Annotated in this window: 11 protein-coding genes; 9 read left to right on the forward strand and 2 right to left on the reverse strand. The window is 40.8% G+C overall.

The genetic code is table 11. The features are described 5' to 3' along the window. The first annotated feature begins 113 nt into the window (after positions 1 to 113). The 4 genes from A3K91_RS04285 (at position 114) to A3K91_RS04300 (ending at position 3,356) form a co-directional block, all read left to right on the forward strand. Positions 114 to 521: a lipopolysaccharide assembly protein LapA domain-containing protein gene (locus A3K91_RS04285; protein WP_062844149.1), complete on the forward strand. Its 408-nt coding sequence runs from the start codon at positions 114 to 116 to the stop codon at positions 519 to 521. A 74-nt stretch (positions 522 to 595) separates the two neighbouring features. Then, positions 596 to 1,294, forward strand: a complete 699-nt coding sequence (gene pyrF, locus A3K91_RS04290; RefSeq protein ID WP_062844150.1) for an orotidine-5'-phosphate decarboxylase — start codon at positions 596 to 598, stop codon at positions 1,292 to 1,294. 268 nt (positions 1,295 to 1,562) lie between these two features. After that, positions 1,563 to 2,360, forward strand: a complete 798-nt coding sequence (locus tag A3K91_RS04295) for a metallophosphoesterase (protein ID WP_062844151.1) — start codon at positions 1,563 to 1,565, stop codon at positions 2,358 to 2,360. A gap of 159 nt (positions 2,361 to 2,519) precedes the next feature. Then, a complete protein-coding gene (locus A3K91_RS04300) occupies positions 2,520 to 3,356 on the forward strand; it encodes a histidine phosphatase family protein (RefSeq protein ID WP_062844152.1) in 837 nt (278 codons plus the stop codon). 142 nt (positions 3,357 to 3,498) lie between these two features. On the opposite strand, the gene rpsT is transcribed toward A3K91_RS04300, so the two are convergent. Then, positions 3,499 to 3,765 carry a 30S ribosomal protein S20 gene (gene rpsT / locus A3K91_RS04305; RefSeq protein ID WP_010200097.1) on the reverse strand — a complete coding sequence of 89 codons (267 nt, stop codon included), beginning with the start codon at positions 3,763 to 3,765 and terminating at the stop codon, positions 3,499 to 3,501. 611 nt (positions 3,766 to 4,376) lie between these two features. Here rpsT and A3K91_RS04310 point away from each other — a divergent pair. The 5 genes from A3K91_RS04310 to A3K91_RS04330 all read left to right on the forward strand — a co-directional run bounded on the left by A3K91_RS04310 (position 4,377) and on the right by A3K91_RS04330 (position 12,074). Continuing rightward, entirely contained in the window at positions 4,377 to 5,078 is a 702-nt protein-coding gene (locus tag A3K91_RS04310; RefSeq protein ID WP_062844153.1) for an NAD-dependent epimerase/dehydratase family protein, read from the forward strand. A gap of 139 nt (positions 5,079 to 5,217) precedes the next feature. After that, a complete protein-coding gene (rraA, locus tag A3K91_RS04315) occupies positions 5,218 to 5,733 on the forward strand; it encodes a ribonuclease E activity regulator RraA (protein WP_062845861.1) in 516 nt (171 codons plus the stop codon). A 305-nt stretch (positions 5,734 to 6,038) separates the two neighbouring features. Beyond that, entirely contained in the window at positions 6,039 to 9,743 is a 3,705-nt protein-coding gene (mfd, locus tag A3K91_RS04320; RefSeq protein ID WP_062844154.1) for a transcription-repair coupling factor, read from the forward strand. A 174-nt stretch (positions 9,744 to 9,917) separates the two neighbouring features. Further along, positions 9,918 to 10,349: an HIT domain-containing protein gene (locus A3K91_RS04325; protein WP_062844155.1), complete on the forward strand. Its 432-nt coding sequence runs from the start codon at positions 9,918 to 9,920 to the stop codon at positions 10,347 to 10,349. A gap of 306 nt (positions 10,350 to 10,655) precedes the next feature. Further along, positions 10,656 to 12,074 (forward strand): adenylate/guanylate cyclase domain-containing protein, encoded by a 1,419-nt coding sequence (locus tag A3K91_RS04330; RefSeq protein ID WP_062844156.1) that lies wholly within the window; start codon positions 10,656 to 10,658, stop codon positions 12,072 to 12,074. 103 nt (positions 12,075 to 12,177) lie between these two features. On the opposite strand, the gene fdx is transcribed toward A3K91_RS04330, so the two are convergent. Further along, positions 12,178 to 12,516, reverse strand: coding sequence for an ISC system 2Fe-2S type ferredoxin (fdx, locus tag A3K91_RS04335; RefSeq protein WP_062844157.1), 339 nt, complete (start codon positions 12,514 to 12,516; stop codon positions 12,178 to 12,180). Positions 12,517 to 12,607: the final 91 nt, after the last annotated feature.

Below are 12,607 nucleotides of genomic sequence, written 5' to 3' on the forward strand. Positions count from 1 at the left end.
TTATTATAAAGTCTGATTGGATGAAAATTCTTAAGGAGATAGTATGCTAGGAATTTTTACTAGTATATTATTTTCAGAATATTAACGATATTCCAAATCGAGGTACATGTCTCATGCGATTTTTACTTTTTGTCCTATTATTTTTAAGCTTTGCTTATGCACTTGGTTTGGTATTGGCAAATAATACCGAAATTGGCGTAAACTTACTATTTTCGCAAGCGCCTACAATGAATCTAGGGTTGTTATTAATCCTTTGCCTCATACTTGGTGTTTTTATAGGTATCTTGCTGGCCTTACTGATCTTCCGTGTATTACAAAACAAATGGGAGATCTCACGTTTGCAGAAAGCAAATACTAACTTACAAGAGCAATTGACCCAAGCGAATATTGTGATTGATCGTCAAGCAAATTCACCAACGGTAGAAGATGCTGTATATGGTTCTACTACGACTGGCATGCAAGACACTACAACAATAAATGCAGCTAAAGAGCCTATTCTTACCAAGCATAAACGAGATTAGCTTGGTAAGTAAGAGGTTTGCGATTAAACCCTATATGTGGTGTTTTAATAATTTAATATAAATATGGCAAAACCATGAATAATGTAACTAAGTCTCCTATCATAGTCGCTTTAGACAACATGAGTATGGAGGCATCTTTAACGTTAGCTGACCAGTTAGATCCAGCATTGTGTCGATTAAAAGTAGGTAAAGAGCTTTTTACTCGCTGTGGTCCGACCATCGTTCAGGCATTACATCAGCGTGACTTTGATGTGTTTTTAGATTTAAAATTTCATGATATTCCAAATACGACAGCACAGGCTGTCCTAGCTGCTGCCGATCTTGGTGTCTGGATGGTGAATGTGCATGCAAGTGCAGGGCTAGAGGCAATGTCGTTATCCAAACAGCGCTTGCTTGACGGTAATTTTGAGACATTACTCATTGCCGTTACGGTTCTAACATCAATGGACAAAGCAGCGCTGGCACAGACAGGCATCACTGTGGCATTGGATGAACAGGTCAGTCGATTAGCACAACTGACTAAACAAGCGGGTCTTGACGGTGTGGTTTGTTCAGCACAGGAAGCTAAGGTACTTAAAGCGCTATGCGGCCATGATTTTAAATTAGTGACTCCTGGTATTCGTTTGCCAGAAGACAGTTCTGATGATCAAAAACGTATTTGTACGCCAAAGCAAGCACTCGATGATGGTTCTGATTATTTGGTTATTGGTCGTTCAATCACGCAGGCATTAGACCCTGCTGCTAAGCTACAAAAGATATTACAAAGTATCTAAGACCGTGCCTGAAAGTCTAATGAAACAATTAGAAACGAGTATATCTAAAATTGCTTCTCGAGAAAATCATAAAAAAGACAGCCTAATATGCTGTCTTTTTTACTTTTTGTAGGTATTAGAAAAGGTGCTACACTGTTTGAGACTGTGCTCATATCATACCTAAAATTGTGTTTGAGCGTATGACAATGACTCAATTTGTTTCCAGCAACTTTGATTTTGCTTATCACTCGAGTTTTTAAAATAGCATCATAAAATAATATTGGAAAATATGAAATTACAGATTTTAAGCGACTTACATATCGATAGCTATGCCCGTCAGTCGCATCCTATTGGACACATCCCTAAAACAGATGCAGACATAGTGTTAGTAGCAGGAGATACTGCCAATAGTGACAGCGGAATGCCTTGGCTACAAGAGCAGGCAGCGCGTCTACAAGTACCTTTGATTACCATTGCAGGTAATCATGAATACTTTAATGAGGATGTGCTAGGTTTTGATAAGAAACTGGCCACTTGGGACAACTATAATAATGAGTCAATGCAAGGGGTAAAAATATTACAGTGCCAACACATTGATATTGGTGATGTACGAATTCTAGGATGTACGTTGTGGACCGATTATCAGTACAAAGCCAATGATGAGACCATGGCAGCGGCTAAACATTTTATGCGTGATTACAAGCAAATATATGCAGGCAATGAGCTATTTTCACCTGAGGTGTCGATACAAATTCATGCTAAGCAGCGCCAATGGCTTCAGCAAGCTTTGATCACAGCAAAAGAGCTGGGTAAAAAGACCATTGTGATGAGCCATCATAGTGTAAGCCCGCTATCAGTCTCAGAGAAATACGCTAGCTTGCCGAGTAATGCTGCTTTTGTTAGTGATTTTTCTGAGTGGATGCACGAGGATTGGGCACCAACACTTTGGGTACATGGTCATACTCACGAAGCATTTGACTACCGTATCGGTAATACGCGTGTGATCGTCAATCCGCGTGCCTATCCTAATGAAGTTAGCAGTACGGCTTTGGCATTTTCATGGGATAAAGTGATTCATATTGACTAGTTTGGATATGCGGAGTTTAAATGTCTTGACGAACAATACAATAAAACTTCTATGAATTACTTTTTTATCAAAAGCTTTTATTTTTATAGTGATCGCTTATATTACAATTGATCTTATATTTCATTCATTCTTATCCAAAAATCTGCTACGCTTATTAATATGAGTAAAAATCAGAATAATCTCTTATCCAAACTATCCGCTGAGAAGCTTGCGAATCACACTCCAAGTGCGCCGGCACCTTCGCATCTGCCTGATAGCATGATCTCATCCGTCCGTCTGTTGCCTGAAGGTGAGCGCTTAATTTTATTTACTAGACATTCGCTACGAGAGCGCTCTGATGGTAATGGTTTTGCCAGTTATCAATTGCCACTGACCCCGAAAGGGCGCGTACTAGCAAAGTCTTGGGGGCGATGGTTGTCAGGGCATTTGCCGTATTCACTTGATGTCGACAGTATTTCAAGTCCGATCGGTCGTTGTATTGATACTGCGCAGTTAATGCAAGAAGGGGCAGGGCTTAGACGTGATATTGCGCATCAGTCCTTACTGGTAGAGCCGGGTAGCTTGGTCACTGAACCTGATATTGCCACGCCCATATTTAAAGAAATTGGCGTTCTTAATTTTATCAACCGATTCTTGCAAGGAAATCTTGAAGGCACCAAAAATGCCTATCAAGGCGGTCTTGATATTCTATCGCTTTTTTATCAAAATCAGCCGCAACATGGTCATTTAATGTTGGCAGTCAGTCATGATACTTTGCTGTCGGCATTTTTAGCGGTTATGTTTGATGTGGTTGAGATTGACTGGAATGATTGGCCAAAGATGATGGAAGGGGTATTTTTGTGGTTTGATGATAAGCCTTTTGAACAAGCAAATGCTCATTTTGTCTGGCGAGGTGAGATATACGTTCGTCCGATAAGCTCTTTGTTGGACAGTTACCGTGCAGCGGGTTTCCATGCCAGCACCTTGTTGTTACCGCCAATTGCAAAATTAAAATAATCCTACTTCCGAAGATAAAACTTTCGATACTAAAGTCGTATTTTACACAAACATAAAAAAACCTTGCCCCAGTATTAGAACCAGTAACAAGGTTTTAGTCAATGCGCTATGATCACGCAATGCGGTCTAAACAGTACAAATCTTAAGCTTGTAGGCCTTTGATTGTTTTGTTTAGGCGGCTCTTACGACGAGCAGCTTTATTCTTATGAATAATACCTTTGTCAGCCATACGATCAAGAACTGGTACCGCTTTTTTGTAAGCTTCGGTAGCCGCGTCATAATCTTTAGCTGCGATAGCCGCATCAACACGTTTTAAGTAAGTACGAACCATAGAGCGTTGTGACGCAGAGTTCTGACGACGTTTGGTGTTTTGACGGGCGCGTTTACGAGCTTGTGCAGTATTAGCCACGCGTATCTCCTTGATAAAGACAGATAAAATATGAATGTTGATTGCAATAATGGGTTTAACAATCATTGGTGACGAGCAGCCGTCTCGTCAAACATGATGTCGATGTCTGATATCAAAGTATCTAATATCAATAGATCATCGCAAGCGCCAGAACTGTTTGGAATAATTAAACAGCGTTGACGTGTAAAGCCGGTTATCTTATCAAATTATTGTGCTTAGGACAATATATTTGATGATTAATGCTCAAAGAAGTTGCGACAACACTTGGACTGCCGGCTTTTTCACGTTTCTATGAATGGATATAGGAAGTTTATCCATCTAAAAAATTATCATTGATTAAGATAGAAGGATAAGTACTATCCATTTAGGCTGTTAGTATGAGTAATTTTTATTTGTTGAAGAGTATGCTGTACATAGATGGCAAAAAATGACTCAAAATCGCTAAGGGTTTGATGAGTGAATCAGCTATAGCAGACAAAATCTCTTACAATAAACTCTACAGAATAACGTCAATGGTTGCGTAATTTAGGTATGATACTAAAAAGAAGCGCTTTTAAAAATTGCGCTTTTCATTATAAGAAATTTTCCAACCGTATATAAGTGGATAGGATATGCAGCGAAAAGCAATTGTAATTGGTGCGACAGGATTGGTAGGTCAACATCTTGTTAAGCAACTGAGTGAGCTTTATGACACATTGATTGTGATTGCAAGGCGTCCGCCACGCTATATTAATGTCAGTATGCGTTTTTATCAGGTCAATGATTTTGATAATTTGGCTGAAATATTTTCAAGCGTTGGTGTAGATAAGAAAACAGATGCGTTTAGCTGCCTTGGTACGACAAAGAAACAAGCTGGTAGCAGTGAGGCTTTTCGAAAAATTGATCATGATTACAATGTGAATTTCGCCAAACTTTGTCAAGATAAGGGCGTTGAAAACTTTTTTTTACTGTCTTCAATGAATGCAGATATTAACAGTCGTTTTTTATATAACCGAGTAAAGGCTGAGACTGAACAATCCATTATGGCGTTGGATTTTGCGCAAATTGTCATTTTCCGTCCCTCGTTGTTGCTTGGTAAACATAAAGGTCGTCCTCTTGAAAGCATGGGTCAAAAAGCTTTTAAGCTCATTTCACCTTTGGTATCAGAATCTGTGCCATTGCATCCTATCTCCGCTAAGCGCGTTGCTAGTGCCATGGCAATGAGTGCGCATGATATTTATGAGCGCAGTAAATATCGCTCAGAGCCTAGGACGAATACAACCCGTATTATTGAAAATAAACAGATGTTGTCGATGACAAGAGTGAAACAATAGATCATCAATCACTATCGGCATGTAAGTAGCTTTAATGTGTTAAATAGCCTAAGTGAACGTAAATAATCTAAGATTTAGCAAAATCAATATTTTTGTTTGAGCGTTAAAAAGGAGTTTGATCGTGTCAGAATCAGCGAAGATGAGTGACGAAAACTTTGTGACTTGTGATCTATTAGATGCCAATCCCGAATCACAAGTCTGTCTGCCCAATATTGAAGGCAAATCGTTTCATACATTTGGCGGCAAGGACAGGTTTTGCGGTGAAATTGTGACGGTAAAGTGCTTTGAAGACAACAGCTATGTTAAATCATTGTTGAACAGTAATGGGAAAGATAAAGACGGTAATGGAAAGGTGTTGGTTGTTGATGGCGGCGGCTCTATGCGTTGTGCACTCTTAGGTGACATGATTGCCCAAGCGGCAGTCGATAACCGCTGGGCCGGAGTGATTGTGTATGGATGTGTCCGTGATGTCGATGATATGGCGAAAATGGACATCGGTGTGATGGCACTTGGCTGTATCCCGCGCAAATCGACCCGCCGCGATGAAGGCCAGACTGATATCGAAATCAGCTTTGGTGATTTAACACTGAATTCAGGTATGTTTGTTTACGCTGACAATAACGGTATTATTGCGAGTGATAAGCCTCTCATTTAAAAACCAATCAATCAGCAAAAATGTATTTGGCAATTGGCAATCAATTATTAGTCAATCATAAAAACCTCAGTTCTTGTACGGACTGAGGTTTTTTGGTATGCGTAATGCTGTTTTTGGACCGATATAAATTGTTTCTTCACTCTTTGATTTCTTCTAAAAAAATGCAGAGTAATAATTTAGAGGCGGCATATTTGGATAATGCTGAGCAAAATGGTTAAGTGACAAACCGTTACGGCATAAGTTTTGGCAATTGCTTAAATATTCGTATAATAGCTATCTGACTCTTAACTTCGATCCTATCTTTTATGCCTATCACTGCTTTGACTGACGCATTTGACCCTATTAATCAGCAGCTTTTTCCTATCCAAAATACCGAGCGACGTTGGCTTGCGCCTGTGCATGGTGCTGTCAGTAGTTTGTGGCTGGCAAGTTTGGTACAAGCGCCAATATGGGAGGTTGCTGACCGTCTCAAGATCGTGGTGACACGTGATCAAAACCAGCTCAATCAGATAGAGACAGAATTGGCATTTTGTGGAGTCGATGCCTATGTGTTTCCTGATTGGGAAACGCTGACGTACGATGAGCTATCACCGCATCAAGACATCGTCAGTGAGCGTATTAATCTGCTGACAGATATGCCAACCTCAGGAGTGCTCTTAATATCTGCACAGGCATTGATGCACCGTGTGGCACCGCCAAGCTGGTTGATTGGTCAGCACTTTGATTTGAGCGTTGGTGATCGGTTTGATATCAATACGCAGCGTGAGTTGCTGGCAAAAGCAGGTTATCGAGCGGTTGAAAATGTTTTCGAGCCAGGCGAATTTGCTGTGCGTGGTAGTATCATTGATATCTTTGCGATGGGCCAGCCATTTCCGCTGCGTCTTGATTTATTTGATGACGAGATTGAGACGATTCGATTCTTCAATCCTCAAACCCAGCGTACGTTGACCACTGAAGATCTCAATGCCATGATGACGGGCAATGACAGCAGTATGGCCAAAGAATCACTGTCTCTATTGCATAAATTACCTGATATTTCAAAACCTATCAAACAATTTCAAATCCTACCAGCAAAAGAGTTTCCACTCGATGAAGGGCGCGAAACTTTCCGTACAAATTTTGCCGCGATGTTTCCGAACACTAGTAGCCGTAAATTTGAGCTACATAAAGATGTGATGGCAGGTATTGCCAGTAGCGGTCTTGAGTATTATCAGCCTTTATTTTTTGATACAAAAGACTGGGAGGCAGAGAGTAGTTTGTTTGCCTATTTGCCAAGTGACGCACTGTTTATTACTGATGAATTGATTCATGAAAAACAGGCAGATTACTGGTCACAAATCCAGCGCCGCTATGAAGAGCGCCGCCACGATATTGACAAGCCCATTGTCGCCCCTGAGTTGTTATATCTATTATCAAATACCTTTAATGAGCATCTGAATCATTATCCCCGTGTGATATTGAGCGCGCGTGATGAGTTGATTACCATGAATGATGGTGACGTTATAGACAAAGAGAATGGATCATTAGCGTCTACGGCCTCTACTCAAAAACAAGGGCTAGTCACGCTAAGCGCTCAGAAGCCACCACAACTGGCAGTAAATCATCAAAAAGCTGAACCTTTAAGCGAATTATTAGACTTTTTGAGTATACAGGCGCAAACCTCGACACCCGTCTTGGTGGTTGCTGAAACCGCAGGACGTCGTGAGATTCTGATTGAGCTATTCAAGGGTAAAGTCAATGTTAAGGCGTATGACAGCTTTGAAGCGTTTTTAGCGGCGGATAAAACAAAGAGAGTCGCTGATAATAACTTACCACAAGTCGGCTTGACAGTTGCACCCATTGAGCGCGGCGTTTATGTGCCTGAGCGTTTGGTACTGATTAGTGAGACACAATTATTTGGTCGGCAGGTGCTGCAAACACGTCGTCATCGTCAAAGCGGTGTATCAGAAGAATTTTTGGTAAAGAGCGTTACGGAAATAACGGAAGGCAGCCCAGTTGTCCACATCGAGCATGGGATTGGTCGTTATAATGGTCTGATTACTTTGGACGTTGGTGACGGTGAGCAAGAATTTATTCATTTAAAGTATGCCGATGACGCCAGTATTTATGTCCCAGTCGCTAATCTACAAATGATTAATCGCTATAGTGGTGGAGATCCGGCGTTAGCTCCGTTGCACAAAATTGGTAGCGGTAAATGGGATAAAGCAAAACAAAAAGCGCTAGAACAAATTCATGACGTGGCCGCTGAGCTCTTAAATATGCAAGCGCGGCGCGAAGCCAAAGTCGGTATTCATTTTAAAATAGACAGCTCACAATATGAGCTCTTTGCTAGCCAGTTTGCTTTTGAAGAAACGCCTGACCAAGCGAATGCCATTCATGCCGTGATGGAAGATATGAGACAAAATCAGCCAATGGATCGTCTCATTTGTGGAGATGTGGGTTTTGGTAAAACTGAGGTTGCCATGCGTGCCGCTTTTATTGCGGTTAGTGCAGGCTACCAAGTTGCCGTTTTGGTTCCAACCACGCTGCTGGCAGGTCAGCATGAAGACAACTTCCGCGATCGTTTTGCTGATTGGCCAGTACGAATTGAAACGTTATCTCGCTTTGGTGGTAAAAAACATCAAGATACCGTATTGGCTGATTTAGCGGCTGGTAAAGTCGATATCGTCATTGGTACTCATAAACTGCTACAACCGGATGTGAAGTTTTCCAATCTGGGCCTCATGATTGTCGATGAAGAGCATCGTTTTGGTGTGCGTCACAAGGAGCGTATCAAGGCTATTCAAACAGACGTTGATAGTATGTCAATGACTGCTACGCCTATTCCTAGAACGCTTAACATGGCACTGTCAGGTATGCGAGATATGTCAATCATCGCCACCCCGCCAGCACGTCGTCTGGCGATTAAAACTTTTGTGATGCAAAAGACAGAAGCATTGCTAAAAGAAGCAATCTTGCGTGAGCTTTTGCGCGGTGGACAGGTATATTTACTTCACAATGACGTTGCCAGTATCGAGCGTATGGCGGAGACTATTCGTGAGCTTGTTCCTGAAGCTCGCGTGGGTGTCGCTCATGGTCAAATGCAAGAACGTCAACTTGAACAAGTGATGCAGCAGTTTTATCATAAAAAGTTTAACGTATTGATCTGTTCGACCATTATCGAAACGGGTATTGATGTCCCCAACGCCAATACCATTATCATTGAGCGTGCTGATAAGTTTGGTCTTGCGCAGCTACATCAATTACGTGGTCGCGTAGGTCGTAGCCATCATCAAGCCTATTGTTATTTACTGGTACCCTCTATCAAAGGACTTAAAGGTGATGCTAAGCGTCGTCTGCATGCGATTGAACATGCCAATACCTTAGGCGCAGGCTTTATGCTGGCAAGTGAGGATTTGGAAATTCGCGGTGCTGGCGAGATATTAGGAAAACAGCAAAGTGGTAATATGCAGGCGATTGGTTTTAGCTTGTATATGGATATGCTGGAACGTGCCACCAAAGCCATTAAAGCAGGTAAAGAGCCTGATTTGAGTACACCATTGTCGCTGACCAGTGAGATTAATTTGCATAGCTCTGCTTTGATACCAGAAGAGTATTTGCATGATGTGCATCAGCGTTTGCTATTTTATAAGCGCATTAGCAATGCCGATGATAAAGAAGCGCTCACAGACATCCGTACCGAAATGATTGACCGTTTTGGTACATTGCCGGATCAGACTAAGCAACTTTTTGCGGTTCATGGATTGCGCTTACAAGCAGAACCGCTCAAGATTAATAAAATTGATGCCAATAGCAATAGTATGACGCTTGAGTTTGCCCCAGATACCCCAGTCGAAGCATTGGCAATTATCAAACTGATTCAAACCGATGGGCAGCGATATCGAATGAATGGTGCCTCTGGTATTCGTTATCAGGATGCTGATAAATTGGCAACGCCGCAACAGCGAGTTACTGTCATCCAAGACTTGCTTCGCTACTTTAGTGAACATATGGTTGATGAGTCCAGCTAGTCTAATTGGAGGATGGCGATAGGCGTGTTAGAGTATTGCAGTTTAAAAAACGCAGTCAATAAGTAATGGTGCTATTTTATCGGTTAGATACCTGATAAAATAACGGGATTATTTTGTATCTTTACCTATTTTTATCTTCGTTTATTTAAGTGCCATAACAAGAGAACCGTCATTATGTTCCAACTTCATCATAAACTTGCTGCTGACAGTTTTTTAGTGGGTGATTTTCCACTATCGACTTGTCGTTTAATCAATGACTGCCAGTTTCCGTGGTTGATCTTAGTGCCGCGTGTATCGGGCATTAAAGAGCTGTACGAATTGTCTGAGTCAGACCAAGCGCAGTTTTTGCGTGAATCAAGTTGGTTATCAAGCCAGCTTGCTAAGACTTTCCAAGCAGATAAAATGAATGTAGCAGCACTTGGCAATCAAGTACCTCAGCTGCATTTTCATCATATTGTTCGTTATCAAAACGACATGCAGTGGCCGAATCCAGTATGGGGCGTGGCCGCTGTTCCTTATACCAAAGACGTATTGGCGCAGATGCAGCAGACCTTAATGATGGCACTACGTGGACATCATCAAATGCCGTTTGATTGGCAGATGTAGGGTAATACTGCCAATAATTGGCTGACCATTATTGATTATAAAAGAGAGCCAGATAATTGTATTATCTGGCTTTCTTTATGATGTTATATCTAAAATATATCGATCAATAAAACGATAGAATAAGTAAGTCATTAACGGACGAAGGGAGTTTCTTTAGTTATCGGTGGCATAGGCTTTATTACAGTTAGAAAGTATAATATATTGTTGGGTAAACTTATAAATAAGCTATTATGAAAATTAACAGTATTTAGATATTTTTATAACACTTAATTTTCTCGTTGCCTGTTAGATAAAGTGATCATTTTTATGGCTTTCTTAGACATACTAAAATCAAAGTCTCCGTCGAAGGACAAAGAAATTTGCCGATTTGATTACCCAGAAGTTTTTGTATTGATTCTTACTGTAGCGTTGATTGCTTATTATTTTGATTTTCGCCCCACTTCAATGGCATTGTTGGTTACTACCGCCTTACCTGGTCTGATGATTCTTATTTATAACTATCGACGTCAGACAAGTTTTTGGACGTCCAATATTGTCATTATTTTATTGTCTGCAGTCATTGGATCTCTACAGTTTTGTTCAGTTATGTCACTGAGTTTGGCAGCTTTAATTGGCGTACGCATGATCATCGAGCCTAGAGATCATCTAAAGCTAATTACGGTAGCTTTGGTCACGACCGTTATTTTTTATTATGTCAGTACGATTTTAGAGGGTGTCGAAACGGCATGTATTGAGGGTTGGGTGCCATCTGTTGTGCTATTAGCTACTATGATGGTTATCCTATGTCAATTTCGACGCATCTATCAGGAGTATACAGATTATAAGGTACGTGCTGACCAAGCAGCAGGACGACTCAATACCATGGTGTCTGTCATAAATAAGCTGACCCGGTTTGTACCGCCGCAAATTTGGGAGCCAATTGTCAGAGCAGACAGTCCTGTCAGCGTATCAAATAAGCGAGCCAAGCTAACGATTATGTTCTCAGACATCGTAGGTTTCACTGAGCTGTCTGATAGCCTAAGTGCTGATAATTTGGCTGATATTTTGAATACTTACATGGAGCGTATGACCTTAATTGCCAATAAGCATGGGGCGGTACTCGATAAGTTTATTGGCGATGGTATGGTGTGTTTCTTTGGTGAGCCAAACAGCCGTGGTCCGCGACAAGATGCTTTGGACTGTGTGGCCATGGCGATAGATATGCGCCGTGAAATGCGTACTTTAAGACAAAAGTGGCGACTGATGGGTTTTGAAGGATTATACATTCGTATCGGTATCACGACAGGATATTGCCACGTGGGTAACTTTGGTAGTAATAATCGATTGAGCTATACTTTGATTGGTAAAGAGGCCAATCTGGCAGCGAGACTTGAGTCTAGCGCTGGCAAAGGCATGATACTGGTTAGTGAGAGCACATATGATTATATTTGTCATAATTACGAGTGCGAGCATGCTGGAGTGTTTCAACTAAAGGGTTTTGACAATAAAGTAAATGCATGGCAAGTATTGGACCCTGATTCTAATGTGACTCATCAATCAAAATGGGTGGATCACACCTTACCCGGTTTTAATTTGCATCTGAATTTTAAAGATATAAAAGATTATGATTATCAAGATATCATGACTCGTTTGAATTTTGCACTTGAACGTATCGAGCAGGAAAAAGAAAAAGTAGTCACAAATATTGAGGTGGAAGATAATCGTAATACCACCTCTCGTAAATAAAAATCTGAAGAGTAAATCCCTATACCCTTAAATATAAAAAAGCCAGCTATGATAAAGATAGCTGGCTTTTTTATTATCTATAAATCTAATTCACTACAGTTAATCAATGATTCTCTTTTGCATGATTGAGCGTATATTTTGGAATCTCAATAGTCAGATCGGTTTCTTCAAGCATCACTTGACAAGATAAACGCGAATCAGGCTCTAGTCCCCAAGCACGGTCTAGTAAGTCAGCTTCGACATCGTCCATCTCATCTAAACTATTAAAACCTTTACGAACGACCACATGGCAAGTGGTACAAGCTTTCGACATCTCACAAGCATGCTCAATTTTAATACCTTTTTCTAACAGTGCTTTACATAGGTTTTTGCCAGCTTCTAGTTCGACTTCAGTGCCTTCAGGGCAAATCTCATGATGGGGTAGTACAGTAATTTTTGGCATAAATTGTCTTTCCAATGCTAATCAATTTAAAAAAATAAAAAATATAGGAGGTAAGCTTAAGACAGCTTCTAAGTCACAAGGCTAGAGGTAT

It is taken from the genome of Psychrobacter alimentarius, assembly GCF_001606025.1.
Classification (GTDB): Bacteria; Pseudomonadota; Gammaproteobacteria; order Pseudomonadales; family Moraxellaceae; genus Psychrobacter; species Psychrobacter alimentarius.

What these genes read in the sequence shown, in the direction of transcription:
- A3K91_RS04285 (WP_062844149.1), top strand. Translation starts at nt 114, where the DNA reads ATGCGATTTTTACTTTTTGTCCTATTATTTTTAAGCTTTGCTTATGCA.
- pyrF (WP_062844150.1), top strand. Translation starts at nt 596, where the DNA reads ATGAATAATGTAACTAAGTCTCCTATCATAGTCGCTTTAGACAACATG.
- A3K91_RS04295 (WP_062844151.1), top strand. Translation starts at nt 1,563, where the DNA reads ATGAAATTACAGATTTTAAGCGACTTACATATCGATAGCTATGCCCGT.
- A3K91_RS04300 (WP_062844152.1), top strand. Translation starts at nt 2,520, where the DNA reads ATGAGTAAAAATCAGAATAATCTCTTATCCAAACTATCCGCTGAGAAG.
- A3K91_RS04310 (WP_062844153.1), top strand. Translation starts at nt 4,377, where the DNA reads ATGCAGCGAAAAGCAATTGTAATTGGTGCGACAGGATTGGTAGGTCAA.
- rraA (WP_062845861.1), top strand. Translation starts at nt 5,218, where the DNA reads ATGAGTGACGAAAACTTTGTGACTTGTGATCTATTAGATGCCAATCCC.
- mfd (WP_062844154.1), top strand. Translation starts at nt 6,039, where the DNA reads ATGCCTATCACTGCTTTGACTGACGCATTTGACCCTATTAATCAGCAG.
- A3K91_RS04325 (WP_062844155.1), top strand. Translation starts at nt 9,918, where the DNA reads ATGTTCCAACTTCATCATAAACTTGCTGCTGACAGTTTTTTAGTGGGT.
- A3K91_RS04330 (WP_062844156.1), top strand. Translation starts at nt 10,656, where the DNA reads ATGGCTTTCTTAGACATACTAAAATCAAAGTCTCCGTCGAAGGACAAA.
- fdx (WP_062844157.1), bottom strand. Translation starts at nt 12,516, where the DNA reads ATGCCAAAAATTACTGTACTACCCCATCATGAGATTTGCCCTGAAGGC.